At 59.3% G+C, this 26,321-nt stretch carries 27 protein-coding genes, 1 other RNA gene and 1 pseudogene; 15 read left to right on the top strand and 14 right to left on the bottom strand.

What is annotated here, in order from left to right:
• The first annotated feature begins 52 nt into the window (after positions 1-52).
• Positions 53-1,642, top strand: a complete 1,590-nt coding sequence (gene gshA, locus KDX39_RS11880; protein ID WP_231660486.1) for a glutamate--cysteine ligase — start codon at positions 53-55, stop codon at positions 1,640-1,642.
• A 111-nt stretch (positions 1,643-1,753) separates the two neighbouring features.
• Here the strand turns inward: gshA and argA are convergent, their stop codons facing one another.
• Both argA and argE read right to left on the bottom strand, forming a co-directional pair.
• A complete protein-coding gene (gene argA, locus KDX39_RS11875) occupies positions 1,754-3,052 on the bottom strand; it encodes an amino-acid N-acetyltransferase (protein WP_231660485.1) in 1,299 nt (432 codons plus the stop codon).
• Positions 3,053-3,172: 120 nt separating this feature from the next.
• On the bottom strand, positions 3,173-4,321 hold the full coding sequence (gene argE, locus KDX39_RS11870; RefSeq protein WP_099228836.1) for an acetylornithine deacetylase: 1,149 nt from the start codon (positions 4,319-4,321) through the stop codon (positions 3,173-3,175).
• A gap of 161 nt (positions 4,322-4,482) precedes the next feature.
• On the opposite strand from argE, the gene KDX39_RS11865 reads away from it, so the two are divergent.
• Positions 4,483-5,850 carry a CYTH domain-containing protein gene (locus KDX39_RS11865; protein ID WP_231660484.1) on the top strand — a complete coding sequence of 456 codons (1,368 nt, stop codon included), beginning with the start codon at positions 4,483-4,485 and terminating at the stop codon, positions 5,848-5,850.
• Positions 5,851-5,941: 91 nt separating this feature from the next.
• Here the strand turns inward: KDX39_RS11865 and KDX39_RS11860 are convergent, their stop codons facing one another.
• Positions 5,942-6,409 (bottom strand): Lrp/AsnC family transcriptional regulator, encoded by a 468-nt coding sequence (locus KDX39_RS11860; protein ID WP_029242932.1) that lies wholly within the window; start codon positions 6,407-6,409, stop codon positions 5,942-5,944.
• 127 nt (positions 6,410-6,536) lie between these two features.
• Between KDX39_RS11860 and KDX39_RS11855 the strand changes: the two genes are divergently transcribed.
• From KDX39_RS11855 to KDX39_RS11845, 3 genes are all read left to right on the top strand, one after another.
• Positions 6,537-6,884 carry a hypothetical protein gene (locus KDX39_RS11855; protein ID WP_099228838.1) on the top strand — a complete coding sequence of 116 codons (348 nt, stop codon included), beginning with the start codon at positions 6,537-6,539 and terminating at the stop codon, positions 6,882-6,884.
• A gap of 110 nt (positions 6,885-6,994) precedes the next feature.
• Entirely contained in the window at positions 6,995-8,779 is a 1,785-nt protein-coding gene (locus tag KDX39_RS11850) for a GspE/PulE family protein (protein WP_099228839.1), read from the top strand.
• A gap of 142 nt (positions 8,780-8,921) precedes the next feature.
• Positions 8,922-9,242: a DUF2388 domain-containing protein gene (locus KDX39_RS11845; protein ID WP_004880598.1), complete on the top strand. Its 321-nt coding sequence runs from the start codon at positions 8,922-8,924 to the stop codon at positions 9,240-9,242.
• 52 nt (positions 9,243-9,294) lie between these two features.
• On the opposite strand, the gene gcvH is transcribed toward KDX39_RS11845, so the two are convergent.
• The 8 genes from gcvH to KDX39_RS11805 all read right to left on the bottom strand — a co-directional run bounded on the left by gcvH (position 9,295) and on the right by KDX39_RS11805 (position 18,335).
• The gene (gcvH, locus tag KDX39_RS11840) at positions 9,295-9,681 is read right to left on the bottom strand and encodes a glycine cleavage system protein GcvH (protein WP_231660483.1); all 387 of its coding nucleotides are present in this window, start codon (positions 9,679-9,681) and stop codon (positions 9,295-9,297) included.
• 47 nt (positions 9,682-9,728) lie between these two features.
• Positions 9,729-10,811: a glycine cleavage system aminomethyltransferase GcvT gene (gene gcvT / locus KDX39_RS11835; protein ID WP_231660482.1), complete on the bottom strand. Its 1,083-nt coding sequence runs from the start codon at positions 10,809-10,811 to the stop codon at positions 9,729-9,731.
• A 154-nt stretch (positions 10,812-10,965) separates the two neighbouring features.
• On the bottom strand, positions 10,966-12,582 hold the full coding sequence (locus KDX39_RS11830) for an ABC transporter permease (protein WP_231660481.1): 1,617 nt from the start codon (positions 12,580-12,582) through the stop codon (positions 10,966-10,968).
• 139 nt (positions 12,583-12,721) lie between these two features.
• On the bottom strand, positions 12,722-13,723 hold the full coding sequence (locus KDX39_RS11825; RefSeq protein WP_231660480.1) for an extracellular solute-binding protein: 1,002 nt from the start codon (positions 13,721-13,723) through the stop codon (positions 12,722-12,724).
• 197 nt (positions 13,724-13,920) lie between these two features.
• The gene (locus tag KDX39_RS11820) at positions 13,921-15,141 is read right to left on the bottom strand and encodes a 2-octaprenyl-3-methyl-6-methoxy-1,4-benzoquinol hydroxylase (protein ID WP_231660479.1); all 1,221 of its coding nucleotides are present in this window, start codon (positions 15,139-15,141) and stop codon (positions 13,921-13,923) included.
• A gap of 49 nt (positions 15,142-15,190) precedes the next feature.
• Positions 15,191-16,378 carry a 2-octaprenyl-6-methoxyphenyl hydroxylase gene (gene ubiH, locus KDX39_RS11815; RefSeq protein WP_231660478.1) on the bottom strand — a complete coding sequence of 396 codons (1,188 nt, stop codon included), beginning with the start codon at positions 16,376-16,378 and terminating at the stop codon, positions 15,191-15,193.
• Positions 16,375-17,709, bottom strand: coding sequence for a Xaa-Pro aminopeptidase (gene pepP / locus KDX39_RS11810; RefSeq protein ID WP_231660477.1), 1,335 nt, complete (start codon positions 17,707-17,709; stop codon positions 16,375-16,377). Before pepP ends, ubiH begins: the two co-directional genes overlap by 4 nt.
• A gap of 71 nt (positions 17,710-17,780) precedes the next feature.
• A complete protein-coding gene (locus KDX39_RS11805; RefSeq protein WP_004886783.1) occupies positions 17,781-18,335 on the bottom strand; it encodes a YecA/YgfB family protein in 555 nt (184 codons plus the stop codon).
• 149 nt (positions 18,336-18,484) lie between these two features.
• Between KDX39_RS11805 and KDX39_RS11800 the strand changes: the two genes are divergently transcribed.
• The 4 genes from KDX39_RS11800 to KDX39_RS11785 all read left to right on the top strand — a co-directional run bounded on the left by KDX39_RS11800 (position 18,485) and on the right by KDX39_RS11785 (position 19,944).
• On the top strand, positions 18,485-18,694 hold the full coding sequence (locus KDX39_RS11800; RefSeq protein WP_099228846.1) for a TIGR02449 family protein: 210 nt from the start codon (positions 18,485-18,487) through the stop codon (positions 18,692-18,694).
• Positions 18,691-19,020 carry a cell division protein ZapA gene (locus tag KDX39_RS11795; RefSeq protein WP_004886792.1) on the top strand — a complete coding sequence of 110 codons (330 nt, stop codon included), beginning with the start codon at positions 18,691-18,693 and terminating at the stop codon, positions 19,018-19,020. The genes KDX39_RS11800 and KDX39_RS11795 overlap by 4 nt, the downstream gene beginning before the upstream one ends.
• Positions 19,021-19,050: 30 nt before the next feature.
• A non-coding RNA gene (gene ssrS, locus KDX39_RS11790) (6S RNA) lies at positions 19,051-19,229 on the top strand.
• A 103-nt stretch (positions 19,230-19,332) separates the two neighbouring features.
• Positions 19,333-19,944 carry a 5-formyltetrahydrofolate cyclo-ligase gene (locus KDX39_RS11785; protein ID WP_231660476.1) on the top strand — a complete coding sequence of 204 codons (612 nt, stop codon included), beginning with the start codon at positions 19,333-19,335 and terminating at the stop codon, positions 19,942-19,944.
• Positions 19,945-20,008: 64 nt separating this feature from the next.
• On the opposite strand, the gene KDX39_RS11780 is transcribed toward KDX39_RS11785, so the two are convergent.
• On the bottom strand, positions 20,009-20,161 hold the full coding sequence (locus KDX39_RS11780) for a hypothetical protein (RefSeq protein ID WP_099228848.1): 153 nt from the start codon (positions 20,159-20,161) through the stop codon (positions 20,009-20,011).
• A 185-nt stretch (positions 20,162-20,346) separates the two neighbouring features.
• Between KDX39_RS11780 and KDX39_RS11775 the strand changes: the two genes are divergently transcribed.
• The gene (locus KDX39_RS11775; RefSeq protein WP_231660539.1) at positions 20,347-20,796 is read left to right on the top strand and encodes an EVE domain-containing protein; all 450 of its coding nucleotides are present in this window, start codon (positions 20,347-20,349) and stop codon (positions 20,794-20,796) included.
• Between the two features lie 6 nt (positions 20,797-20,802).
• On the opposite strand, the gene KDX39_RS11770 is transcribed toward KDX39_RS11775, so the two are convergent.
• Positions 20,803-21,207, bottom strand: coding sequence for a flagellar basal body-associated protein FliL (locus KDX39_RS11770; protein ID WP_025996713.1), 405 nt, complete (start codon positions 21,205-21,207; stop codon positions 20,803-20,805).
• A 142-nt stretch (positions 21,208-21,349) separates the two neighbouring features.
• On the opposite strand from KDX39_RS11770, the gene KDX39_RS11765 reads away from it, so the two are divergent.
• The 5 genes from KDX39_RS11765 to KDX39_RS11750 all read left to right on the top strand — a co-directional run bounded on the left by KDX39_RS11765 (position 21,350) and on the right by KDX39_RS11750 (position 25,467).
• Complete coding sequence (locus tag KDX39_RS11765; RefSeq protein ID WP_231660475.1) at positions 21,350-22,336, top strand: NADPH:quinone oxidoreductase family protein; 987 nt, start codon at positions 21,350-21,352, stop codon at positions 22,334-22,336.
• A gap of 121 nt (positions 22,337-22,457) precedes the next feature.
• A complete protein-coding gene (locus tag KDX39_RS26430; protein ID WP_331462078.1) occupies positions 22,458-22,994 on the top strand; it encodes a hypothetical protein in 537 nt (178 codons plus the stop codon).
• Positions 22,995-23,470: 476 nt separating this feature from the next.
• Positions 23,471-24,334, top strand: coding sequence for an S-type pyocin domain-containing protein (locus KDX39_RS26425; RefSeq protein ID WP_331462077.1), 864 nt, complete (start codon positions 23,471-23,473; stop codon positions 24,332-24,334).
• Positions 24,331-24,609 carry a bacteriocin immunity protein gene (locus tag KDX39_RS11755; protein ID WP_231660474.1) on the top strand — a complete coding sequence of 93 codons (279 nt, stop codon included), beginning with the start codon at positions 24,331-24,333 and terminating at the stop codon, positions 24,607-24,609. Before KDX39_RS26425 ends, KDX39_RS11755 begins: the two co-directional genes overlap by 4 nt.
• A gap of 66 nt (positions 24,610-24,675) precedes the next feature.
• Entirely contained in the window at positions 24,676-25,467 is a 792-nt protein-coding gene (locus KDX39_RS11750) for a hypothetical protein (RefSeq protein ID WP_231660473.1), read from the top strand.
• A 253-nt stretch (positions 25,468-25,720) separates the two neighbouring features.
• On the opposite strand, the pseudogene KDX39_RS11745 reads toward KDX39_RS11750, so the two are convergent.
• A pseudogene (locus KDX39_RS11745) lies at positions 25,721-26,209 on the bottom strand (energy transducer TonB); the annotation flags it as partial.
• Positions 26,210-26,321: the final 112 nt, after the last annotated feature.

Below are 26,321 nucleotides of genomic sequence, written 5' to 3'. Positions count from 1 at the left end.
ACCGTCATGTCCACCCCCATATCGGGGCGACCGATGCGTGAAGGATTCCACCTTGAGCGAACTTTTAAACCGTCGTCTGGCTTTGCTCGGCGAGCGCAACAACCTCTCTCTGCTCGAGCAGTGCCTGCACGGTATCGAGCGTGAATGCCTGCGTGTGACCGAACAGGCACACTTGGCGCAGACGCCTCATCCGACCGCTCTGGGCGCGGCTTTGACCAATGGACTGATCACCACCGACTATTCAGAGTCGCTGCTGGAGTTCATCACCCCGGCGCTCAAAGACCCGGTGCAGACACTCGACAGCCTGGACAAGATCCATCGCTTCGCCTACAGCAAGCTGGACCGCGAGCTGCTGTGGAGCCCGTCCATGCCCTGCCCGCTGCCGGACGAAGAACATATACCGATTGCCTATTACGGCACATCGAATATCGGCAAGCTCAAGTATGTGTACCGCAAAGGCCTGGCCCTGCGCTACGGCAAGACCATGCAGTGCATCGCCGGTATTCATTACAACTTTTCGCTGCCTGAAGAGGCCTGGGCACTCTTGAAGCAGACCGAAGATTTTGCCGGTGACGCGCGCGACTACCAGTCGCACTCCTACATCGCGCTGATTCGTAACTTCCGCCGCTACAGCTGGCTGCTGATGTACCTGTTCGGCGCCTCACCGGCGCTGGATGCAGGCTTCCTGCGCGGGCAACCGCACATGCTCGAGCAGTTCGATGGCGATACGCTTTACCTGCCGTATGCGACCAGCCTGCGCATGAGCGACCTGGGTTACCAGAGCAACGCTCAGGCCGATCTGACGCCGTGCTACAACGATCTGGTCAGCTACACCGACAGCCTGCGCAAGGCCGTCGCCACGCCCTATGCGCCTTATGTCGAAACCGGCACTCACGACGCCAACGGCGAATGGGTGCAGCTCAACACCAACGTGCTGCAAATCGAGAACGAGTACTACTCCAACATCCGTCCCAAGCGGGTGACCTACACCGGCGAGCGTCCGATTCAGGCACTGATGTCGCGGGGCGTGCAGTACGTCGAAGTCCGCTGCCTGGACATCAACCCGTTTCTGCCGACCGGCATCAGCCTGGAGCAGTCGCGCTTCATTGATGCCTTCGTGCTGTATTGCGCACTTGAAGAAAGCCCGCAACTGGCCGGCCACGAGTGCTCGAACGCAGGCTCAAACTTCCTGACGGTGGTCAAGGAAGGGCGTCGCCCGGAACTGGAACTGCTGCGCAACAACGACCCGATCAAACTGAAGGACTGGGCCAACGAACTGCTGCAGAAAATCACGCCGATCGCGCAGTTGCTCGACGAAGCTCAAGGCACAGACGAGCATCTGAAATCGATGGCTGTGCAGCATGCGAAGGTTGCCGATGCATCACTGACGCCTTCGGCGCAGGTGCTGGAAAGCATGAGAGCGCACAACGAAGGCTTTACCGGGTTCTCGTTGCGCCAGAGCCAGCTGCATGCCGAATACTTCCGCGATCACCCTCTGACGGCTGAAGAGCAGGCGCACTTCGAAGAACTGGCGAAAACCTCGATTGCCGAACAGGCAGAACTGGAAGCGACTGAAGAAGTGGTGGATTTCGACACCTTCGTCGGGTCGTATCAGGCGAGTATTCTGGCGATCAGTAACTGAGGGCTGGAATACGCACTACCGGGGGAGGCGGCTTCTCGGCCGTTCCATCAGCGACTGAACTGACGCCATCGCCAGCAGGCCGCCTCCCACGGTTTTTACGTCAGACGTCGATCAGATCGCCTTCTCGAATATCTTCGAATTACGCTGGTAGTTATACAACGACGCACGGGCGCTTGGCAGGCGGTCGACGCTGCTTGGCTCGAAACCACGCTCGCGGAACCAGTGTGCTGTACGCGTCGTCAGCACGAACAACGTCTTGAGCCCCAGCGAGCGGGCGCGGTTTTCGATGCGTTCGAGCAACTCGTCACCACGACCGCCATGACGATATTCGGGATTGACCGCCAGGCACGCCAGTTCGCCCGCCTGGGAATCGGCAATCGGATACAGCGCCGCACAGGCAATGATCAGACCTTCGCGCTCGACCACGCTGAACTGAGTGATCTCGCGTTCCAGCACTTCGCGTGAACGACGCACCAGAATGCCCTGCTCTTCCAGCGGCGTGATCAGATCCATCAACCCGCCCACGTCTTCAATCGCCGCCTCACGCACCAGTTCGAACTGCTCCTGAGCCACCAGCGTACCGCCACCGTCGCGGGTGAACAGTTCGGTCAGCAGCGAGCCGTTTTCGGCGTAGCTGACGATATGACTGCGACCCACGCCGCCACGACAGGCCTCGGCCGCGGCATCGAGCAATTCCGCCTGATAGTTGCTGCCCAGGCGCTGTAAGTGCGCGGGCACCTGCTGAGGACGCAATTCGCGCACCAGACGGCCCTGCTCGTCCAGCAAACCGGTTTCGGCGCCGAACAGCAGCAGCTTGTCGGCCGCCAGATCGATGGCAGCGCGAGTGGCGACATCTTCACAGGCCAGATTGAAGATCTCGCCTGTGGGCGAATAACCCAGTGGCGACAGCAGGACGATATGGCGCTCATCCAGCAGGCGGTTGATACCCTTGCGGTCGACCCGGCGCACTTCGCCGGTGTGCTGGTAATCGACACCTTCCAGCACGCCGATCGGCCGCGCCGTCACCACGTTGCCGCTGGTCACCCGCAGACGCGAGCCCTGCATCGGCGAAGCGGCCATGTCCATCGAAAGGCGCGCCTCGATGGCGATGCGCAACTGACCGACAGCGTCGATCACGCATTCCAGGGTTTCGGTATCGGTGATACGCATGTCGCGATGGAAGCGCGGGGTGATGCCGCGCTGCGCCAGACGGCTTTCGATCTGCGGACGCGAGCCGTGGACCAGCACCAGCCGCACACCCAGGCTGTGCAGCAACACGAGGTCGTGGACGATGTTGCCGAAGTTGGGGTGCGCGACGCCGTCACCGGGCAGCATGACGACGAAGGTGCAATCGCGGTGGGCGTTGATATAGGGAGACGCATGGCGAAGCCAGTTAACGTATTCGGGCATGACAGCAAGAGCCTGTAGAAAAAATGGACGAAGGGCAGAAACACGCACAACGCTGGGCGGTTATCGTCGGAACAGGCTTGGCAACACGCGCACTCTCCTTTTCAAGGTTTCCGACCCGCCTCACTGCGGGGTCAGGCAATAATGTTCGATCAACTGGCGTAGCAGAAGCACTGTAGGCTCCAGGCGTGACATTTCAAGGTACTCCCCCGGCTGGTGCGCACAGGCGATATCGCCCGGTCCCAGCACCAGCGTCTCGCAGCCAAGGCGCTGAAGATAAGGCGCTTCGGTGCCAAATGCTACCGCAGCCGCCGTATGACCGGTCAGTCGTTCAGCTACACGCACCAGTTCAGCGTCGGCCAGCTGTTCAAACGGAGCGCATTCCGGGAACAGCGGCGCGTAATCGATTTTCACCTGATGCATTTCGGCGAGCGGTTGCAGCTTCTGCCGGATCGCCGCGCGCAGTACATCCGGGTCCATGCCCGGCAACGGACGCAGGTCAAATTCCAGCGAGCACTGGCCGCAAATACGGTTCGGGTTGTCGCCGCCGTGGATGCAGCCCAGGTTCAGCGTGGGCTGCGGAACGGTGAACTGGGGATTGCGGTATTCGAGCTGCCATTGCTTGCGCAGCCCCTTGAGTTCGCTGATTGCGTCATGCATGGCCTCCAGTGCGCTGTGGCCCAGGCTCGGGTCGGACGAGTGACCGCTGCGCCCGAGAATATCGATGCGCTCCATCATCACGCCTTTATGCATGCGGATCGGTTTGAGCCCGGTCGGCTCGCCGATGACTGCAGCGCGACCCAACGGACGTCCGGCGTCGGCCAGCGCTCTTGCGCCAGCCATGGAGCTTTCTTCATCGCACGTGGCGAGGATCAGCAGCGGCTGCTTGAACGGCTGATCCAGCAGGCCGCGCACCGCTTCGATCACCAGCGCGAAAAAACCCTTCATGTCGCAACTGCCCAGACCGACCCAGCGCCCGTCCACTTCGGTGAGCTTCAAGGGATCGGTTTTCCACAAGGCCTCGTCGAAGGGGACTGTGTCGCTGTGCCCGGCCAGTACCAGACCGCCGGGGCCGGTGCCGAAGGTCGCCAGCAGGTTGAACTTGCCGGGCGACACTTGTTGAATGTCGCAGGCAAATCCCAGATCGCCGAGCCATCCGGCCAGCAGGTCGATGACCGGGCGATTGGACTGGTCCAGGGAGGGCTGGGTGCAGCTTACCGACGGCGCAGCGATCAAGGCTGCAAACTGGTCTTTCATGGACGGCAAGGGCATGGGCGCTTCCTGTATTCGGGTCGAAACACGTCCATCATAGGGTCATAACGACCCAGGAATAAACCGTTACGGGCCATGTCCTGTACACTGCCGCCCTCAGCAGCCATTCAGTCACGGGCTGCGCTCCCGATATCAGCTTAAGCGTTTGGATTCCCCCGGCCATGCAAAAAGAAACAGAAATCAAACTCCGCGTCAGCCGCGAGACCCTCGCTGCACTGCGCGAACACCCGTTGCTCAAGAAGCGCAACAAAAGTGGCTGGGAGCGCCTTGATCTGTCGAACCAGTATTTCGATACGCCCGAGCGTGAGCTGGCCCATGCCAAGGTTGCCCTGCGCATCCGCCGCGACGGTGACCAGATCATTCAGACCATGAAGACGCGTGGTCAGAGCGTGGCCGGTCTGTCCGAGCGCAACGAGTACAACTGGGACCTGCCCAAAGCCAAGCTGGACCTCAAGAAGCTGGAAGGCGACTGCTGGCCCGAGCAACTGGCCGAGCTGGACAAGAAAACCATCAAGCCACTGTTCACCACCGATTTCGTGCGTGAGAAAGCCGAAATCGCCTGGGGCCGTGGCAAGGCCAAGGTCGTGATCGAGGCTGCACTGGACTTGGGTCAGGTGGTGGCAGGCAAGCAAAAGGAAGAAATCTGCGAGCTGGAGCTTGAGCTGCGCGAAGGCGAGCCTGCCGCGCTGCTGGAACTGGCCGCCGAACTGGCAGCAACCCTGCCATTGATGCCCTGCGACATCAGTAAGGCCGAGCGCGGCTACCGCCTGCTCGACGCCAGCAGCTACTCGCTGAGTCTCGCGGCGCCTGAACTGACGGCCGAGACGCCGCTGGACGACGCTTACTCGGCACTGGCCTGGCATCTGTTGGGCAGCAGCCAGCGTCTGGCCGAGCAATACCGCTTCAATGGTCACTGGCGTCTGCTGCAGGACTGGGTCGAATTGCTTGCCGAACTGCGCGCACTGACCAGCAGCCTGGGTCAGGCCGCACCACGCGCATCGACCGCTCAATTGCGTACTGCGCTGGACGCTTTGCTGGAAGACTGGCGGCCGCTGGTTCTTGCCGGTCAGGAAGACGGCGACGTGCGTGCTGCCGCTCACGAGCAGTTTCTTGAAGAGTTGCAGGACACCCGCTGGGGCGAGTTCTCGCTGAACACGTCGCGCTGGTTGCTGGAGCGCAGCTGGACGGCGGAGCGCAACAACCGTGGCAATCGTCAGGGCGCTGCACTGCTGGCCAGCTGGCTGCCGCGTTTACTGGCCGATGAAGCCACCGCGCTGCAATTGGGTCGTTATCAGCAGCAGCCGGAAGATCTGGCCGAACAGCTGCCACGTATCGAGCGTATCCAGTCCTGGCTGCACTGGGCACGCGATGCACTGGACCTGCCGGACCTTGATCGCCTGTATGGCGAGCTGAGAAAGCTGGAAGAGCTGGCCCATCAGGACATCAGCGATGAAGTGCTGGACGCTCGCGTACATCAAGCACTGACCGTATTCCAGGGTCGCGCATGGAAGACGTTGTTGCGTTTGTAACAGCGCCTCCCACGGGGTATGCATTCAGTCAGCGGCCGGATATCGTTCCCACGCTCTTGCGTGGGAACGCAGAGCTTCGCGGACGTCGTGTTCAGCGCAACGGCAAACTCGTGGTGGATTTGATTTCCGATAGCGCAACGGTTGAATTCACTTCCTGAATCCCCGGCACCAGCGATAGTTTTTCGAAGAAAAACCGCTCGTAGGCTTCGATGTCGGGCGTCACGATGCGCAGCAGAAAGTCCACTGACCCCATCAGCACATAGCACTCCAGTACCTCAGGAAAACCGCGAATAGAGTCGGTGAATTCCGTGAAGTTGGAGCGACCGTGGGCGTTGAGTTTCACCTCGGCAAATATCTGTGTGTTCAGACCGATCTTCTTGCGATCCAGCAAAGAGACTTGCCGTCGAATCACGCCTTCATCCTTGAGCCGCTGAATCCGCCGCCAGCAAGGCGACTGTGACAGACCGACCTGCTCGGCGATCTGCGCACTGGACAGCGACGCGTCCTCCTGAAGCAAGGCCAGAATCCTGCGATCATAGGCATCCAGCTCGACAGACATAAACAATTCTCCTGAACCATCGATGACGCATTAACAAGTCGAATCAAGCGTAATTCATTCCATCATCGACCAGATATTTCTTTTTCCGCGTGCAAGAATTTCTCTCACTTGCATAGGAGAAACCGGCATGCCTGCTCTCGAAACCGTCCTAACCCCTGCACACCGCCCCGACAGTTGGTCGTCCGCCAGCCACACCTGCTGTGTGCGCTATCAGATCCTTGCCGAAGCGGAGCCGGCGCTGTTGTGCCAGGTCTTGAACCTGTTCGCGATGCAGTACCTGACGCCCTGCCATATCGAGGCAACGCGAGAGAACGGACTGCTGGCCATCGATGTGCAGGTGGACGGGTTGAGCTGGCATCGGGCCGGTGTCATCGGTGAAAAAATGCGCAATCTGATCGATGTATGCTCGGTTGAACTGACGCATAGCGAATCGCTGCATCCCGCAGAAACCTTCGTCGCGCTGGCTGCTGGCTGAATCCCCGAAGGCTTTTTGGAAATTCCCGGTCGCATAGAAGGCCCAACACTGGCACGCTTGGCAGCTAGTCTTGTTCATCTTCCGATGATGAACTGCCTCAAGGAGCGTGCATGGCATCCCTGGCCCCGTCTTCACAGGATCGCTGGCTCGATCTGAACGATGTACTCCGTGATCTGGTCGCTCAAGGCCTGCTCAGTCAGGACGACGCAGAAACTGCGGTCACCCAACGGCGCAGCGCCGCGAACATCCAACTGCACCCGCTCGCCTTTCTGGCCAGCCAGCAGTTCGATGACCTGAAACGTCCCGGCAAGAAGCTCGACCTCGAAACGTTGACCGCCTGGCTGGCCAACGCCTGTGGCCAGCCCTACATGCGCATCGACCCGCTGAAGATCAACGTCGCAGCGGTCACGCCGCTGATGTCCTACGCCTTCGCGCAGCGCCACAAGATTCTGGCTGTGGCCGTTGACCGCGAATCGGTCACCATCGCCAGCTCACAACCTTACGTACGCGCCTGGGAAGCCGATCTGGAGCATGTGCTGAAGCTGCCGATCAAACGCGTCGTCGCCAACCCGGTAGACATCCAGCGCGTCGGGGTGGAGTTCTTCAGGCTGGCAAAATCGGTCAGTGGCGCCAGCGCTACCGAACAGAAAGTCAGCAACATGGGCAATTTCGAACAGTTGCTCAAGCTCGGTGCCAGCGATCAGGAACCCGATGCCAACGACGCGCACATCGTCAACATCGTCGACTGGCTGTTCCAGTACGCGTTCCAGCAGCGCGCCAGCGATATCCATATCGAACCCCGGCGCGAACAAGGCACGGTGCGCTTTCGCATCGACGGCGTGCTGCACAACGTCTACCAGTTTCCGCCGCAAGTGGTCATGGCGATAGTCAGCCGCCTGAAAAGCCTGGGACGCATGAACGTTGCCGAAAAGCGTAAGCCGCAGGATGGCCGGGTGAAGACCACGACACCGGAAGGTGGCGAAGTGGAATTGCGTCTGTCGACGCTGCCCACGGCGTTCGGCGAAAAGATGGTGATGCGGATTTTCGACCCTGAGGTGCTGCTCAAGGATTTCGACCAGTTGGGTTTCTCCAGCGATGACCTGCGGCGCTGGCAGGAAATGACCCGCCAGCCGAACGGCATCATTCTGGTGACCGGGCCGACCGGCTCCGGCAAGACCACGACGCTGTACACCACGCTCAAGAAACTGGCGACCTCGGAGGTCAACCTCTGCACCATCGAAGATCCGATCGAGATGGTCGAGCCTGCCTTCAATCAGATGCAGGTGCAGCACAACATCGACCTGACATTTGCCAGCGGCGTGCGCGCGCTGATGAGGCAGGACCCGGATATCATCATGATCGGCGAGATCCGCGACCTGGAAACGGCTGAAATGGCGATTCAGGCGGCGCTGACCGGCCACTTGGTGCTATCGACCCTGCACACCAATGACGCGCCCAGCGCCATCAGCCGGATGCTGGAACTCGGCGTGCCGCATTACTTGCTCAAGGCCACGATCCTGGGAGTCATGGCCCAGCGTCTGGTACGTACGTTGTGCCCGCACTGCAAGGCCCCCATCAACCTGAACGAAACCGACTGGCAGACCCTGACACGCCCTTGGCAGGCGCCTGTGCCATCCGGCGCGCATCAGGCCGTCGGTTGCGTGGAATGCCGCGAAACCGGCTACAGAGGCCGCGCCGGGGTGTACGAGATCATGCTGATGTCAGACGCAGTCAAGTCGCTGATCAGCGCGGATCTGGACCTCACTGCCATGCGCAGACAGGCCTTCAAAGAGGGAACACGCAGCTTGCGTCTGTCCGGTGCCCAGAAAGTGTCTGCCGGATTGACTACCATTGAAGAGGTGCTGCGCGTGACGCCGCAAAGCGAACAGCGGTGAAAGCGTGAAGCCATAACGCTTGGGGCAGGACTGGCAGGGCCACGCGGCAGCTAAAATGAACAGGCTGGTACACATTGATTGAACTAGTACGTGGCTTTGGCTATCCAACCCGTCAGAACAACCACAGTTGGAGTACCTCACCATGCGTCTCAAGTTTGCTGTCGCCACCGTTGCCTTGCTTTCCATCCCGATGGGTTCAGCGATGGCTGACACCTTTTGGCGTAACGTGATTTCCTCGGGTGCCACCACTGGCTCGACTTACCTGACCTTCAAGGATCACAAACTGATCGTTGCCGCTCAGGACGACGCAGGCAGCTTCGTTGCCAGCGACGGTGGTATCCGTGGCCCGTTCCTGGAAGCTGCCATCCAGCAGGTTCGTCAGGACAACCCAGGCCTGAAGGCTACCGACATGGAACTGGCCAACGCGATTCTGGACAAGAATCTGGTTGCCGAAAACCAGTAATTGCCGTGATAAAAAATGCCGCTCGGTTGAGCGGCATTTTTTTGTCCGGCGTTTACTCGCCGATCGCGCTTTTGTAACCCGCAGCATCCAGCAGTTTGGCCAGATCGCCTGTCGCGTCGACCGGCTTGAGCTTGAAAATCCAGGCGCCGTAGGGCTCGCTGTTGAGACCTTCAGGCGCACCTTGCAGCTCATCATTGACAGCAATCACTTCGCCAGCAACCGGCGCGTAAATGTCCGAAGCGGCCTTGACCGACTCGACAACGCTTGCAGCATCACCAGCCGCGAAGGTTTTGCCGATTTCCGGCAGCTCGACGAAAACGACATCGCCCAACGCGTCCTGTGCGTGGTCCGAGATACCGACCGTTACGCTGCCATCAGCTTCCAGACGCGCCCATTCATGGCTTTCGGCGAAACGCAGTTCGGCGGGAATATTGCTCATTTAGTCATCCTCAACATCGGGGTCAGCGGAAAACCCGCCAGATTAGGTTAGATCAGGGCTTTGCCATGACGCACAAACGCTGGCTGCACGACCCTCACCGGGTACCACTTGCCGCGGATTTCGACCTCGGCGCGGTCAGCGGTGGCCATCGGAACGCGTGCCAGAGCAATCGACTTGCTCAGCGTAGGAGAGAAACTACCACTGGTGATCTCACCTTCGCCAATTTCTGCGATGCGTACCACTTGCCGAGCGCGCAATACACCGCGTTCTTCAAGCACCAGCCCGACCAGCTTGAAGGCGACGCCCTCGGCTCGCTCGGCCTCTAGCGCCCGACGTCCGATGAAATCACGTTCGGCAGGCTCCCAGGCAATACTCCAGTCCATGTTCGACACCAGCGGCGACGCGTTTTCGTCGATGTCCTGCCCATAGAGGTTCATGCCCGCCTCCAGACGAAGCGTGTCGCGCGCGCCAAGGCCGATCGGGGAAATACCGGCACCGACCAGATCATTGAAGAAGCCGGGGGCCTGTTCGGCCGGCAACATGATTTCCAGACCGTCTTCGCCGGTATAACCGGTGCGGGCGATGAACCAGTCGGCGTTGTCATGGCCTTCGAAAGGTTTGAGCTGGCGAATCAGATCGGCACGGGCACTGGAGACCAGCTCGGCGACTCTGTTTCGGGCCTGCGGCCCCTGAATCGCCAGCATGGCCATCTCACTGCGCTCGACCAGCTGTACGTCGAACCCTTCCAGCCGTGACTGCATCCAGGCGAAGTCCTTGGCACCGGTCGCCGCATTGACGACCAGCCGATAACCACTGGTCGTGAGATAGACGATCATGTCGTCGATGATGCCGCCCTGACTGTCGAGCATGGCGCTGTATAGCGCGCGACCAGGCGTTTTGAGCCTGTCGACGTCATTGGCCAGCAGGTAACGCAGCCAGGCCTTGGCCTGACTGCCGACCACATCGATCACGTTCATGTGCGAGACATCGAAGACCCCACAGTCGCGACGCACCTGATGGTGCTCCTCGACCTGCGATCCGTAATGCAACGGCATGTCCCAGCCACCAAAATCGACCATCTTCGCGCCGAGCGCGAGGTGCAGGTCAAAGAGTGGGGTACGCTGTCCCATGGGTTTCTCCTTCCGGGCGTGGCGAAGGTGCGGGCAGACATATCACGGCAAGCCCCCCGCTGAGTCAGGGTTTGCGACCAATAAAGCGTGTCGAATTGTCTGACAGACCGCACCAATTGCGGCGCATTGTAGCCGCAAGGTGGTGGCCCCGCACCTAGCTAATCTGACGGGCAGAGCGGCGAATCAGCCCGATGACGGGCAACAGACCCACCAGCACCAGCGTCAGGGCGGGCAATGCAGCTCGCGCCCACTCGCCTTCACTGGTCATTTCGAAAACGCGCACGGCCAGCGTGTCCCAGCCAAATGGGCGCATCAGAAGGGTTGCCGGCATTTCCTTGAGCACGTCGACGAACACCAGTAACGCGGCACTCAAGGCGCCGGGAACCAGCAACGGTAGATACACGTCGAGAAACAACTTCGGTCCGCTGACGCCCAGACTGCGTGCTGCTTCAGGCAGCGAAGGACGGATACGCGAGAGACTGTTTTCCAGCGGACCGAACGCCACAGCGATGAAACGCACCAGATACGCCAGCAACAAGGCGGACAGGCTGCCCAGCAGCAGTGGCTTGCCCGCTCCGCCGAGCCAGCCCGACAAGGGGATGACCAGTTCCCGGTCCAGGTAACTGAACGCCAGCATGATTGACACTGCCAGTACCGACCCCGGCAACGCGTAGCCGAGATTGGCCAGGCTCACGCCCGAACGGATCGCAGGAGTGGGCGCCATGCGCCGTGCGAAAGCCAGCACCAGCGCGGCGCTGACGGTAATCAACGCAGCCATGCCGCCCAGGTACAGGGTGTGCAGAATCAAGCCAGTGTAACGCTCATCCAGATCGAAGCGACCCCGCTGCCAGACCCAGACCACCAGTTGCAGCACAGGCACGACAAACGCACAGAGAAACACCAGCCCGCACCAGAGGGTCGCAGCCACGGCCTTGAGGCCCCGCAGGTGATAAAGCGCCTTGCCTCGTGGCCGCTCGTTGGTCGCGCGGCTAGCGCCTCTGGCACGACGTTCGCCATAAAGCAGAATCAGCACCGCCAACAGCAACAGACTGGCCAGTTGCGCCGCGCTGGAGAGGCTGAAGAACCCGTACCAGGTCTTGTAAATGGCAGTGGTGAAGGTGTCGAAATTGAACACTGACACGGCACCGAAATCCGCCAGCGTCTCCATCAGCGCGAGCGCCACACCCGCACCGATGGCCGGGCGTGCCATCGGCAAGGCCACGCGCCAGAAAGCCTGCAACGGCGATTGCCCAAGCACACGGGCCGCTTCCATCAGGCCTTTGCCCTGAGCCAGAAATGCGGTGCGTGCCAGCAGGTAAACGTAGGGATAGAACACCAGCACCAGAACGATGATCACCCCGCCCGTGGAGCGCACCCGGGGAAGTCGAAGGCCGCTGCCAAACCATTCGCGCATCAGCGTTTGCACCGGGCCGGAAAAATCCAGCAGCCCGACAAAGACGAATGCGAGCACGTAGGCCGGAATCGCAAAAGGCAGCATCAGCGCCCAGTCCAGCCAACGCCGTCCGGGAAACTCACACAGGCTGGTCAGCCACGCCAGGCTCACCCCCAGCAGCGTGACGCCCACACCGACGCCGACCACCAGAATCAACGTGTTGCCCAGCAGGCGCGTCATCTGGGTTTCGAGCAGGTGCGACCAGATCTGCTGATCGATGCTTTGCCAGGAAAGCAGCAACACGCTTAGCGGCAAAAGCACCAGCGCGGCGATGGTAAAGACCAGTGGGTACCAACGGCGTTGGACAGGATGGGCCAAGAGATTCTCGAAGTCGGTAAAGGAATCGTGATCTTGTGATCGTGCCCACGCTCCGCGTCACATTCGAGAGCGGACGCGGAGCGTCCTGAGCGGGTTACTGCGCGCAGAGCGTGGGAACTCTGCGCTGCCGCGTATTAAATCAATTCCAGCCCGCGCGATCCATCATGCGAATGGCTTCCGCCTGACGCTTGCCTGCCACTTCGACCGGAATGGTATCGGCCTTGAACTCACCCCAGCTCGCCACTTCGTCGGATGGAGCCACCTTAGGGTTGGCCGGGAATTCCTGGTTGACGCTGGAGAAGATCTTCTGAGCCTCAGGGCCGGTCATCCATTCAACCAGCGCCTTGGCGGCGTCCGGGTGCGGCGCGTATCTGGTCAGACCAATACCCGACAGGTTGACATGCACGCCACGGTCGGCCTGGTTCGGCCAGAACAGCTTTACCGCCAGATCCGGGTTCTGCTTGTGCAGACGGCCGTAGTAGTAGGTGTTGACGATCCCAACGTCGCACTGCCCGGCGTTGATGGCCTCAAGCACGGCGATGTCGTCGGAGAACACGTCGGTAGAGAGATTATTGACCCAGCCTTTGAGAATTTTCTCGGACGCTTCGGCACCGTGCGTCTCTATCAGCGTGGCGGTCAGCGACTGGTTGTAGACCTTCTTGGCGGTGCGCAGACACAGACGGCCTTCCCAGTTCTTGTCGGCAAGGGCTTCATAGGTCGTCAGTTCAGCGGGCTTCACACGGTCGGTCGAGTAGGCGATGGTCCGCGCCCGCAAACTCAAACCCGTCCATCCATGGGTGGACGAGCGATATTGCGGTGGAATGTTGGCTTCGATGACCGGCGAGGTGAACGGCTGTAGGATGCCCATCTGCTCGGCCTGCCAGAGGTTGCCCGCATCGACGGTCAGCAGCAGGTCGGCGGTCGCGTTCTCACCCTCGGCCTTGATGCGCTGCATCAGCGGCGCTTCCTTGTCGGTAATGAATTTGATCTTCACGCCGGTTTTGGCCGTGTATGCGTCGAACACCGGCTTGATCAGCTCATCGATCCGGGAGGAATACACCACCACTTCGTCGGCTGCCTGGGCGGTGCCGCCCAGCAGAGTCAGTGTCAAAGCAGCCAGAAGACGCTTGCTTGCCTGCATGAAGGTATCTCGCGTTCGCAAATGAGGCGAAATGGTAGTGAATCCCATTTGCTATCTCAATCGAAGAGGCGCTGGAGGCGTTACTGGATGTTGCAGAAAGGAGGAGCCCAGAAAACTGATCGCGCCCATTACTGCGCGCGGGCATGTGCTCTGAGCGGCGTTACCACGCAGGAGCGTGGGAACGATACGCCGAGCCATTACAACCTTGCCAGTTCCGGCAGGTCCCCCGACAGCCCCAGCGCCTCGCGAACGAACAGCGCCTTGGCTTCCGGCAGCTTGTTGACCACCTTGAGGCCGGTGTTACGCAGCCAGCGCAGCGGCAATGGATCGGCCTGAAACAGACGTTCAAAGCCTTCCATCGCCGCCATCAGCGCCAGGTTGTGCGGCATACGACGACGCTCGTAGCGACCCAGCACGCGCACGTCCGACAGCAACTCGCCACGTGCCGCTGCATGAGTCAGCACTTCGGCCAGCACGGCGGCATCGAGAAACCCGAGGTTCACGCCCTGCCCGGCCAGCGGGTGAATGGTGTGCGCCGCATCGCCGATCAGAGCCAGCCCCTTGGCAACGTAGCGCTTGGCGTGGCGCTGACGCAGCGGGACGCACAAGCGCGCATCGACGGCCAGCACCTGCCCCAAACGCCCTTCAAACGCCTGCTCAAGCTCTTTGCAGAAGACGTCATCGTCCACCGCCATCAGCCGCTCGGACTCGGCAGGCGTCACCGACCAGACAATCGAGCTCCAATGCTCGCCATCGCGATCAAGCGGCAGAAAGGCCAGCGGCCCCTCGTCAGTGAAACGCTGCCAGGCGGTTTTCCTGTTCGGTTCGGCCGTGCGCACGCTGGTCACGATTGCGTTGTGCAGGTAATCCCATTCGCGGGTCGGCGTAGCGGTCAGACGGCGCACCGCAGAGTTCGCGCCATCGGCAGCCACTACCAGCGGCGCGCGAAGCTTGCGGCCATCAGACAGGGTCAGCAGCCAGTCATCGCCTGAATAGCGCATCTGCTCCAGCCGCGCGTTGGCCAACAGACCGATGTCACTGTCATGCAGGCGGTCAAGCAGCGCATCCTGGACCACCCGGTTTTCGACGATATGACCGAGCACATCGGCATGTACGCTGGAGGCGGAGAAGTGAATATGCCCGGTGCCGCTGCCGTCCCACACATGCATGTGGCTGTAAGGGCTGACGCGCCGCCCGACGATGCCTTCCCACACATCGAGGCGCTGCAGAATCCGCTGGCTGGCCGCCGACAGGGCGCTGACACGCGGTTCGAACGCGCAGGCCACATCGAACGGCTTGACGCTCAACGCTCCGCCGTCGACCACGATGACCTCCAGGCCGCTGCCTTGCAGAGCCAGCGCAAGGGCGCTGCCGACCATGCCGGCACCGACGATCAGCACATCTGCACGCGTTTCCATGTTCAAACCGTTCCCGCTTGCGGCCGCAGCCGTGTTGAAAGTGCCTGATTCAGACATCGGTTCGTGTCCCCAGCCCCATTGCCTGACGGGCAAACCAGCGCTTGGCAGTGGGCAGCAGATCCAGCCCCAGCAAACCGATATTGCGCCCTGTGGTCACCGCCGACTGCGTGCTGCCGAACAGGCGTGTCACCTTGTCGGAGAAACCCACAGTCAGTTGCTGATCGGCACGCTGACGCTCGCGATAAACCTGCAGCGTCGTCAGATCACCCAGCGCCGCGTCGCTGTCGAGCAATGTTTCGGCGAGAGCATCGGCATCGCGCAGCGACAGATTGAAGCCCTGCCCGGCAATCGGATGCAGGCTGTGCGCAGCATTGCCAAGAATCACAAGATGTGAACGCACCTGCTCGTCGGCTTCGACCAGCGCCAGCGGATAGACATGACGCGCGCCGACCTGACGCAAGGTGCCAAGGCGATAGCCGAACACACCTTGCAGTTCCTCAAGAAAACTGCGGTCGTCCAGCTCGGCAAGGCGTTGGGTGTCATTACCACGACGCGTCCAGACCAATGCACAGCGATTGTCCGGCAACGGCAGCAGGGCCATCGGCCCATCATCGGTAAAGCGTTCGAACGCCTGGCCGCAATGGGCCTCGCTCGGTGTGATGTTGGCGATCAATGCGCTCTGATCGTAAGGCGTTTGCCGAACACCAATGCCCAATTGCTCGCGCAGACTGGAGCGGCCGCCGTCAGCCAGCACAGCAAGATCGCACTCCAGCTCGGTTTCGTCGGCCAGCGTCAGGCGATACCCCTCCGCCAGCGGCTGCATGCTGCGCACCTCGGCGGGCACGCGCCAACTGACGACGTCTCGATCCAGCCCGGCCCACAGGCACTGCCCCAGCCAGGCGTTTTCAACCACGTAACCGAGCGCAGGCACGCCTTCCTCGATAGCCGAAAGACGCGTCGCGCCGAAGCGACCGCGGTCGGACACCTGAATCTGCAGAATCGGCTCGGCCCGGCGCGAGATCTGTTGCCAGACACCCAGCCGCTCGTAAATCCGACGCGCGCCAAACGACAATGCTGAAGAGCGCGCATCGTAGCTGGGCTGATAAGTTTCGCCCGGCGCGAACGGCTCGATCAGAACGATTTTCCAGCCACGCGCCTTGGCCCCTGCCTGCAACGCAAGCGCAAGGCTCGCGCCGACCAGTCCACCACCAACGATGGCTATGTTGAAACGGCTCATGCTGCCTGAACCCGTGAGGCGGCCATCAGTGCTTCGATCTCGGCCACGGTTTTGGGCACGTCGCTGGAAAGCACTTCACAGCCTTTCTTGGTTACCACCACGTCGTCCTCGATACGCACGCCGATACCTCGCCATTTCTTTGCGACATTCAGATTGTCGGGAGACACATAAATGCCGGGCTCCACGGTCAGCGCCATGCCGATTTCCAGCACGCGCCATTCTCCGCCGACCTTGTATTCGCCGACATCATGCACATCCATGCCCAGCCAGTGTCCGGCACGGTGCATGTAAAACGCTTTGTAGGCTTCGTCTTCGATCAGCTGGTTCACATCGCCCTGCAACAGCCCCAGCTTGACAAGCCCGGCGGTAATTACCTGGACCGTCGCTTCATGCGCCTGGTTCCAGTGTTTGCCCGGACCGATGGCCTCGAAAGCCGCGTGCTGGGATTCAAGCACCAGCTCGTAAATAGCCTTCTGTTCAGGTGAGAAGGTGCCGCTGACCGGGAACGTACGGGTAATGTCGCTGGCGTAGCAGTCGATTTCGCAACCCGCGTCGATCAGCACCAGATCGCCGTCCTTGAGTGCGGCGTCGTTCTGCTGGTAATGCAGGATGCAGGCATTGCGCCCCGAAGCGACGATGGAGCCATAAGCAGGCATCTTTGCGCCGCCCTTGCGGAATTCGTAATCCAGCTCGGCTTCAAGGCTGAACTCATGCAGCCCGGCCCGGCAGGCCTGCATCGCCCGCACGTGCGCACGCGCAGAGATCTGTGCAGCGCCGCGCATCACCTTGATCTCGGCTGCTGACTTGTACAGACGCATGTCATGCAGCAGGTGATCCAGCGCGACAAATTCGTTGGGCGGCTGGGCACCCAGATGCGCCTTGGAGCGGATGACGTTGATCCACTCCATCAGGTGGCGATCGAATTCAGGGTTGCTGCCCATGGCCGAGTAAACACGGTCGCGGCCTTCAATCAGGCCTGGCAGGATGTCGTCGATATCGCTGATCGGAAACGCATCGTCCGCGCCGAAATCACGAATCGCACCTTCCTGTCCGGCACGCAGACCTTCCCACAGCTCGCGCTCGGCATTGCGTTCGCGGCAGAACAGCACGTACTCGCCATACTCCCGGCCCGGAATCAGCACGACCACCGCTTCCGGCTCGGGAAAGCCACTCAGGTACTGAAAATCGCTGTCCTGACGATAGACGTGCTCCACATCACGATTGCGAATCGCCACAGCCGCAGCCGGCAGAATCGCAATGCTGTTGGGCTCCATCTGGACCATCAGGGCTTTGCGTCGGCGGGCGTATTCGGCCTTGGGTATATGGATCATCGGCAACGTATGTCCTGATGGCGCGCATCGGTCGAAAATCCGGGCATCGACCGATACGCAATGATGGGCAATCAGTGCAGGGAAGGCTTGGGTTCCGGCGTGGCGGGCTTGTTGCACTCGGTGAACAGCAGCAGCGGCGCAACGCGCAGGTATTCCATGACTTCCATGTAATCGGTTTCGCCGTCTTCGGACTCTTCCAGCGCGTCCTGAACCTGGGCGATGGCCGCCAGATCCTGCAAAACTTCGGTTGCCTCGATGCTCAGCACCTTGTCACCCGCCGCCAGGCCGAAGCCCGAGAGGAATCCCTGGCACCACTGACCCAGCGCAGCAGCCCGGTCAGCCAGCGGCTCGTCATCGCCCGGCAGCAACAGCACAACGGTCATGTCGTCGCTGGTGAGTTCGCCCTTGACCATCTCCTGCAGGCCGATCAGCGCCTGGCGAACATTGTCCTCTGGCTCGGTTTCCAGCAGCACTGAGGCATCGGCAAACCAGCCTTCGTTGTCGAAGCCGGCCCCCGCGCAGCTGCGGCCCAGGAGCAGGCCATGAAGTTCGGCGGGAGAAACCGGATGGCCACTGCCGTTGAGCAGGGTGGCGAATGCTTTGTACGGAGAATTCTGAATGGGCATGGGTAGCTAGTCGCCAAACGGCGCAATGTCTAGAATGAAGGCCTTGTATCCTAGACTATCCGCGCGCCAAGATCATCAACGCGACGGTTTGGGCTTGAGCGTGAACATGACACCCCTGCCATTCATCAGAAAGTACTCAGTGGAAAACAATGGAAGACACCGACCTGCAAGCGCTGATGAAACGAGTGGAGCTGCTGCTCAAGCACGCCGAGCAACTTAAATCCCAAAATGCACTCCTATTAGCTCAGGAAAAGTCCTGGCGCGAGGAACGCGCCCACCTCATTGAAAAGAACGAAATCGCCCGGCAGAAGGTCGAGTCAATGATTTCGCGCCTCAAAGCTTTGGAGCAAGACTCATGAGTAATGGCAACAGCGTGACCGTTCAGATCCTCGACAAGGAATACTCCATCATCTGCCCTCAGGAGGAGCGCACGAATCTGGTCAGCGCTGCCCGCTACCTGGATGGGAAGATGCGTGAAATCCGTAGCAGCGGCAAAGTCATCGGCGCCGATCGCATTGCGGTAATGGCCGCTCTGAATATCACCCACGATCTGCTGCACAAGCAGGATCTGCCTGACGTACAGGCCAGCGGATCGACCCGTGAACAGGTCCGTGACCTCCTCGACAAGGTCGATCTGGTACTGGCCACCGACACGCCTGGAACACCGGATTCCACACGGGGCTGATTATTTCGGGGCGTTTCTGTATACTTGCGCCGCTCCCTGGAGTGCTTGCCAGTCGGTCATGTCCCTGAGCCGATACGCACAACCACGGGGGTTGCACGTTGGGGTTGGTGTGCATGTCCGCTCGACGGAAAGCCTTAAAACCTCCTGCAATCTCCACCTTGAACTTTCGGGTTCAAGGGCTACACCGACAGCGGTTCGTCGGGGAGTCCTCATTCAATCCATTGCCAGCTCAGTTGTCTGGCAATGACGATCCTGCCTTGATACTCACCTCAAGGACCCATCTTCCGGATCAGCCTGCATGATCGCTTGCTCATGACCAGCGCACCTTCGCTCTCACGCCCGCAACTGCGCCGCCAGTTGCGCAAGGCTCGTCGATCCCTGACCCGCAGCCAGCAGCGTGAAGCCGCCCGCGGCCTCTATCGGCAACTGGCGCAGCATCCCCTGTTCAGACGCGCCCGACATGTCTCGCTGTACCTGCCCATGGACGGCGAGATCGATCCGCGCCTGCTGCTGCGTGCGGCACAGCGTCGCGGCAAGGCGACTTACCTGCCTGTTCTCAATGCCTGGCCAAGAACCCGCATGGTTTTTCAGCGCGTGCGCCCCGGCGAGACATTCAGAGCCAACCGCTTTCGCATTCCCGAGCCGCGTATCAACCGCGCAAAGCAGCGCAGGATCTGGGCACTTGATCTGGTGCTGATGCCGCTGGTGGGGTTCGATGACGAAGGCGGACGCTTGGGCATGGGTGGCGGCTTCTATGACCGCAGCCTCGCTTACCGGGCGCGCAGAAGCACATGGCGCAAGCCGGTGCTGCTCGGGCTGGCTCATGAGTGTCAGAAGGTGGAGCGATTGGCGCAGGCCAGCTGGGACGTCCCGTTGCAGGGTACGGTATCGGACAGACGCTGGTATCTGGCCAAGGCACTCTGACCAGTCAGATTTCTTGCGAAAGCATGAAGACGGTCAGAGCCAAAGAAGGACATTCGGTGTCAGCTCAAGGCCGACCGGGGACTTTCTGCTGTTGCTGGGTGATCTCGACAGGCATGTCTGCCTTGCTTGTCCACAGGCTCTGCGCATAACCGGTTGTCACGACACCCAAGCCAAACAATACGACCAGAATCCAGAGTAAATCAGGCTTGCGTTTCATTGACTGCCCTCCTTAGGCAAATCAATACGGTGTCAGCAGCGGTTTTCTACGAGCCGTGCAGCAGCGTGGTGCTTGAAATGGCGGCATTCTGCGATAACGTGAACCAGTACGCAAATGCTGACGCCAACCGACTGTCGGTTTGTCATCAAACTCACATGAACTTATTACTTGAGGAGCAACCCGCAATGGCCTACTGGCTGATGAAGTCCGAGCCCGACGAGCTCTCGATCAGCGATTTGCAACGCCTGGGCAAGACCCGCTGGGACGGCGTACGCAACTATCAGGCACGCAACTTCATCAGGTCCATGGCGGCGGGCGACGAATTCTTTTTCTATCATTCCAGCTGCCCCGAGCCCGGCATCGCGGGGATCGCGAAGATCACTGAAGCCGCTTACCCGGACCCTACCGCGCTGGACCCTGACAGTCATTACCACGACACCAAAGCCACGCCCGAAAAGAATCCCTGGAGCGCCATCGACGTGGAGTTCGTGGAACACTTTGGCAACGTGCTCAGCCTCGGCTACCTGAAACAGCAAAGTCAGCTGGAGCAACTCCCTCTGGTGCAAAAGGGCAGCCGACTTTCGGTCATGCCGGTCACCGCCGAACAATGGGCGGCGATTCTGGCGCTACGCTGATCGGGCTTACTGGACGATGAAGTTGTTGAACAGCAGGTCTTCAACGACCGGCTTGCCCTCTTCATCATTCATGACGCGCTGGACCTGCTTGAGCGCTTCCTGACGAATGTTCTCTTTCGCTTCGGCGCTGCTCATGCTGTCCACCGTCTGCTGCGTGAACAGCGACACCAACTGGTTACGAATCAGCGCATCGTTACGCTTCACGGCCGCTTCAGCGTCGGCACCGGTGACACGCAGGGCGATGTCGGCCTTGTAGACGCGCAGCTTCGGGCCGCCATCCAGCGCGTAATTGCCCACGAACGGTGGTGTCAGAGACACATAGGCCGCCTTGGGCGGACCTTCTTCCTTGGCTTCTTCCTGCGCCATGACGGGCAACGACAAGGCCAGTAACATCAGAATCCACGCTTTCACAGTCCACTCCTTAATACGGTTCGCCGCATAGCTTATACAGCGGATATAGCTTATGTGTACTTATCAGGCCGAGTCATGCTCATTGACCCGTACACCCGCTTAACTGACTTTATCGGCCATCTCTGGAAAAGGAATAGCCCCGATGAAAGCCCTCTTGTGCAAAGCCTTCGGCCCCGCCAGTACGCTGGTGCTTGAAGACATCCCCGCTCCTGACGTCAAGAAGAACGAAATCCTGCTCGACGTTCGCGCCGCAGGGGTCAACTTTCCAGACACCCTCATCATAGAAGGTAAATACCAGTTCAAGCCGCCCTTCCCCTTCTCACCGGGTGGAGAAGCAGCGGGTGTGATCTCGGCCATCGGGGAAAAGGTCGCTCACCTGAAAACCGGTGACCGTGTCATGGCCCTCACCGGCTGGGGCAGCTTCGCCGAGCAGGTCGCCGTGCCGAACTACAACGTGCTGCCCATTCCAGAAAGCATGGACTTCACCGTCGCAGCCGCCTTCAGCATGACCTACGGCACCTCGATGCACGCCCTCAAGCAACGCGCCAACCTGCAGCCCGGCGAAACCTTGCTGGTGCTTGGTGCATCCGGTGGCGTCGGTCTGGCTGCGGTGGAAATCGGCAAGGCCCTGGGCGCCCACGTCATCGCCGCCGCAAGTTCGGCAGAGAAACTTGACGTCGCCAAAAACGCAGGCGCCGACGAACTCATCAACTACACCGACACAAACCTCAAGGACGAAATCAAACGCCTTACCAATGGCAACGGCGTCGACGTGATCTACGACCCGGTCGGCGGCGACCTCTTCGACCAGGCCATCCGCTCCATCGCCTGGAACGGACGCCTGCTGGTCGTCGGTTTCGCCAGCGGCCGCATCCCCGAATTGCCGGTCAACCTGGCCTTGCTCAAAGGCGCCTCGGTGGTGGGGGTGTTCTGGGGTTCTTTTGCACAGCGTCAGCCGCAAGATAACGCCGCAAACTTCAAGCAGCTGTTTGCGTGGTTTGAAGAGGGAAAGTTGAAGCCGCTGGTGTCGCAGGTCTATCCGCTGGAGCGCGCTGGGGAGGCGATTGATGCGTTGGGGGAAAGGAGGGCGGTGGGGAAGGTAGTGATCAGTATAGAAAAACCAATTTAAAATATTTATATAGATCGGGCGTGCATAAAAATCAAACAACATAGCCATACAGAAAGGAGAACTGTATGGCTATCAGAAAAAAAGACAGACCAACTTATTAAAGGACACAACCACCGGGACTGTGAATATTAGTCACGGCGGCTCATCAAAACCGCAAAATACAGGCTTTTTCGGGAGCAGTTTCACCAATACGGGTTCCTCCAGCCGAAAAAGACGACGCAGGCGACTGCATGCCCGCGCACAGCAGGCTGCTCAAGCAATAGCTGAAGCCGAAGCCATCGCACAGGCCGAGCGGCAGGCTCAGGAACATGCGCAGAGTCTGGCCAAAGCGCAACACGAACGTGAACAGCGAGTAAAAGCCGAAGCAACAGCGAGAGCGCAGACAGAAGCTACTGCACGTGCCCAGGCCGAGAAAGAACAAGCATACCGACACACTATCAACTCGTTGACCGAGTCTTTTCGAACTGAAAGTCAGGATATAGCACGACACTACACAGCGAAGTCTGCCAGCTTATCCGAGTCGATAGCGCAGGAAATTGGCTTCATTGATTCGCAACAGGTTCCGCATACCGCGCAGCAGGCACTTGATCTCATCCTTCAAGAAAAAGTGCAGATCAACTACTTGATCGCCATGAAAGCGTTGATCGGGACGCATTAAATAATGCACTTACTGCAAGTGGTACAGGCGTAGGCAATCCAGATCCAAGCCAGTACAAACATTTTCTTGAAGCCCATAGCAACGGTGATGCAAATCTGTCACATCAGCTTCATCGACGCTGGATAGATGCCTATACGCATACACAAGAGTCGCAACTTCTTTCACAAGCCATCTCACTACTCGAAGAACGATCTACCCAACTCTCCACACAGCATGCCGAGTTATCGCACACTTTCAGATCGGCCAGGGAGACAGAAGAGTCCGTCTCCACGAAGCACGTCAACACTCTATGGAATGCCGTAGCACCTCCTGCGCTGTCGGCAACCACTGCGGGGATCGAAACGGCACAGACAAAGACGGCCCATCTGGCGAAGGAATATTTTTTTCGAATCGCTTCAAAGGCACTCACACGCAATGCAGGTCTCGCGCTAGCCGCTTATGCGCCGATCCTGGGCGATGCCGAACGGCCCTCGCCCGTGGTCGGCACGCCCCTTTCACAGCTCAATCTGCCTGAAACACTGGACCTGGCTTACGTCGCCAGTGTGGGCGGTGCCATTGATGTACCTCATCGACTGGTCGAATCCACCGATGGTGAACGCTCGCTCGCGCAGTGGACGGCAACCGATGGAATAAAACTCGGCACGAAGGTTCGTGTACGAACATTCACCTACAACGCCCAGAACAATACCTACGAATTTATCCGAGATGGCGAATCCACACCGTCACTGATCTGGACTCCAATAGCACGACCGGCTGACAGCTCGACTGTCTCGCCCCTGAGGCCACCAGCGCTGCCTGCTGATCCAGGCAACACCGTGGCTCCGGTCGCTCCCGAGCTGGAGACGTACCCGGCAATCGATCGAAACGATCCTGATGACTACATTCTCGTATCGCCGATTGATTCAGGGCTGCCAGACACCTATCTGCTATTCAAGGACCCGAGGTCGATTCCTGGGGTAGCGAGCGGGTATGGAGCAACGGTTGACGCAAACTGGCTGAAAAACTCTGCGAAGAGTCAGGGAGCACCCATTCCATCGAGTATCGCGGAGCAGCTCAGAGGTCAGAAATTCAACAGCTTTGATGGGCTGAGAGAGGCAATTTGGTTAGCGGCGTCTAAAGATCCTGAGTTGAGTAGGCACTTCAGCTTTATTAATAATAGAGAGGTTTCAAAGAAACGCGCACCCTATGCTCTGCCGGAAGACAGAATAGGCAGCCGTGTAAAACTAGAGATCCATCACAAACACTGGATCAGCAATGGGGGAGCCGTCTACGACCTCGACAACCTCACTATAATGACTCCCAAAGAGCATATTCAGACCCACAGGAAAACACGCACATGAAATTTAAATCAACGCTGAGCGAATACACAGAACCCGAGTTCTTTGAAATTCTTAGCGAGCTTTTCGACGGTCCGGTTGATGTGCCTGAAGATCAAGAGGAACAGTATATAACTGACCTTATCGACCACATAGCTGGCGTGACCGAGCACCCCGAGAAATCAGGCCTCCTCTGTTATCCACCCGCAGATCGAGAAGACAGCGCCAAAGGGGTCATGCAGGAAATCAAGGCATGGATAGCGCAGAGTGGCAAGCCGGGATTCAAGCAGCCCGACTAAACCAATGCCGCACGCTTATCCACTATTATTTTTCAGCAATCATAACAATCTAAAAGGATTTAAACCATGGAAGAGCTAAATCATCACCTGCAACAACTGCCCATTTTTTTGCAGGCAGAACTTGCCGCTCACATTGGCAACTTGAGCGGACTTGAATACACAGGGATTACCGAACGATACATACACACGGCCTATCATCTTATTAACAGCAAACGAGCACCGTTGCAGCAAGCACACATCGATAATGTACGTTTCATGTGGGGTGATGTACGCGCTACAAAGCTCGACATGGAAAACAAAGCCTTGTTGCGCAGCTTGCCGGGGGGTGGTCAGACTGACTTCTACTCCATGACGGTCGATGCTGATTTTCATCTGCAGAGCATTCGCTTTCTAAACGAGTTCAAAGTTGGCCTCGAATCGTTACACGGCAGGCTTAAAGAGCAGCAACACCAGCACGCCGTGCTTGTCGCTCAAGAAGCCGCACGCCGCGCAGCCGAAGATGCTGCTCGGGCACGAATGCAGGCGGAAGAAGCCGCCCGGCGCATGGCAGAAGAGCACGCCGCGCAGCAGCGTGCCCGAGAGGCAGCACTGCAGCTCGCGCAACGCCAGATTGAAGAGGCAGCGCGCGAAGTTACACGTAGAAAAGCCGAGGAAGCCCTAAGGCTGGCATCAGAATCAGCACGTACAGCGGAAGCGATGCTGGGGCCTGAGGCAACAAAGGAAATAGGTGTTGCCCTGAACGCACTCAAAAATGCCATTGAGTTTGCGGTGACAGAATGCTCAAACGCACTGAGCGCTCAAGGCGTGTCCAATACTGAGCATTTTGAAGCCATAGGAAAAATGAACGTATTTGACTAGCTGACAGCCGTAGACGCCAGTTCGAGATGTCGTCGTCCGAACTGGCGTCAGGTTCCAGCAGCGGCCTTTAAGATGACTGCCGAACACGCTCCGGCGAATAGCTCACCTATCGCTGCCCAAGATTATCCCGAGAACTCGCGATTACCGTCGGCACCGCCTGAAACAAATCGCCCACCAACGCATCGCGTTCGTCCAGCGGAGGACGAAAAAGCGCCGTTCCAGCGAACTGATAGGTCACGGTTACGTTTTAGCTTTCAGGATGGGGGAGGCCTTGCGCAACATGGCTGCTGAACAGCACTTGGCCGGTGTACCAGAACACATCAACGTTGCTTAACGATTCGTCGGGGGAGTCCTGCCGGACGAACTGCACTTCGTGATTGAGGTAGCCGCAGCGAATGTCGCCCAACCCTAAACTGACCTCGGTATTGAAACGTCGGTACCCGTGGGAACCAAAAATCACCGGCACGGTGATGCTGGTGAAAGGCGGCGCACCAACAGTTCCGATCCAGGGTTTATAGCGCCATTGCCTGAGCGTTTGCTCGACCGACGAAGTCATGAGCGGATGCCCACTTTCAATCGCCTTTGCTTCATGCACTGAGCCGTCGGATTTGATAACCATCTGAGCACGCACCTTTCCGGCATAGCGGGCCTTCACACGTTCGGCGGAAAACGTTGGCATGGGCGTGTACATCGGCACCAGAAACGCTTCTGCTGCGTAAATCGGCAGCGCCATCAACGCCATTGAAACCACAAGAATAACCACAATCTACTTCATCAAAGCCCCTGCTCGTCGCGACATAACTGCCTGCATGGCATTCATGTCGCGATACTAAAAGGGGCCTCTGTAAACATAT

This window comes from Pseudomonas sp. CDFA 610 (assembly GCF_021147865.1).
GTDB lineage: Bacteria > Pseudomonadota > Gammaproteobacteria > Pseudomonadales > Pseudomonadaceae > Aquipseudomonas > Aquipseudomonas alliivorans.
This window is presented reverse-complemented; position numbering and strand designations above follow the sequence as displayed.

Bases quoted from the DNA above. Each gene is read 5' to 3' on its own strand.
- argA (WP_231660485.1), bottom strand. From the start codon at position 3,052: ATGCCCGAATACGTTAACTGGCTTCGCCATGCGTCTCCCTATATCAAC.
- argE (WP_099228836.1), bottom strand. From the start codon at position 4,321: ATGCCCTTGCCGTCCATGAAAGACCAGTTTGCAGCCTTGATCGCTGCG.
- KDX39_RS11865 (WP_231660484.1), top strand. From the start codon at position 4,483: ATGCAAAAAGAAACAGAAATCAAACTCCGCGTCAGCCGCGAGACCCTC.
- KDX39_RS11860 (WP_029242932.1), bottom strand. From the start codon at position 6,409: ATGTCTGTCGAGCTGGATGCCTATGATCGCAGGATTCTGGCCTTGCTT.
- KDX39_RS11855 (WP_099228838.1), top strand. From the start codon at position 6,537: ATGCCTGCTCTCGAAACCGTCCTAACCCCTGCACACCGCCCCGACAGT.
- KDX39_RS11850 (WP_099228839.1), top strand. From the start codon at position 6,995: ATGGCATCCCTGGCCCCGTCTTCACAGGATCGCTGGCTCGATCTGAAC.
- KDX39_RS11845 (WP_004880598.1), top strand. From the start codon at position 8,922: ATGCGTCTCAAGTTTGCTGTCGCCACCGTTGCCTTGCTTTCCATCCCG.
- gcvH (WP_231660483.1), bottom strand. From the start codon at position 9,681: ATGAGCAATATTCCCGCCGAACTGCGTTTCGCCGAAAGCCATGAATGG.
- gcvT (WP_231660482.1), bottom strand. From the start codon at position 10,811: ATGGGACAGCGTACCCCACTCTTTGACCTGCACCTCGCGCTCGGCGCG.
- KDX39_RS11825 (WP_231660480.1), bottom strand. From the start codon at position 13,723: ATGCAGGCAAGCAAGCGTCTTCTGGCTGCTTTGACACTGACTCTGCTG.
- KDX39_RS11820 (WP_231660479.1), bottom strand. From the start codon at position 15,141: ATGGAAACGCGTGCAGATGTGCTGATCGTCGGTGCCGGCATGGTCGGC.
- ubiH (WP_231660478.1), bottom strand. From the start codon at position 16,378: ATGAGCCGTTTCAACATAGCCATCGTTGGTGGTGGACTGGTCGGCGCG.
- pepP (WP_231660477.1), bottom strand. From the start codon at position 17,709: ATGATCCATATACCCAAGGCCGAATACGCCCGCCGACGCAAAGCCCTG.
- KDX39_RS11805 (WP_004886783.1), bottom strand. From the start codon at position 18,335: ATGCCCATTCAGAATTCTCCGTACAAAGCATTCGCCACCCTGCTCAAC.
- KDX39_RS11800 (WP_099228846.1), top strand. From the start codon at position 18,485: ATGGAAGACACCGACCTGCAAGCGCTGATGAAACGAGTGGAGCTGCTG.
- KDX39_RS11795 (WP_004886792.1), top strand. From the start codon at position 18,691: ATGAGTAATGGCAACAGCGTGACCGTTCAGATCCTCGACAAGGAATAC.
- KDX39_RS11785 (WP_231660476.1), top strand. From the start codon at position 19,333: ATGACCAGCGCACCTTCGCTCTCACGCCCGCAACTGCGCCGCCAGTTG.
- KDX39_RS11780 (WP_099228848.1), bottom strand. From the start codon at position 20,161: ATGAAACGCAAGCCTGATTTACTCTGGATTCTGGTCGTATTGTTTGGC.
- KDX39_RS11775 (WP_231660539.1), top strand. From the start codon at position 20,347: ATGGCCTACTGGCTGATGAAGTCCGAGCCCGACGAGCTCTCGATCAGC.
- KDX39_RS11765 (WP_231660475.1), top strand. From the start codon at position 21,350: ATGAAAGCCCTCTTGTGCAAAGCCTTCGGCCCCGCCAGTACGCTGGTG.
- KDX39_RS11755 (WP_231660474.1), top strand. From the start codon at position 24,331: ATGAAATTTAAATCAACGCTGAGCGAATACACAGAACCCGAGTTCTTT.
- KDX39_RS11750 (WP_231660473.1), top strand. From the start codon at position 24,676: ATGGAAGAGCTAAATCATCACCTGCAACAACTGCCCATTTTTTTGCAG.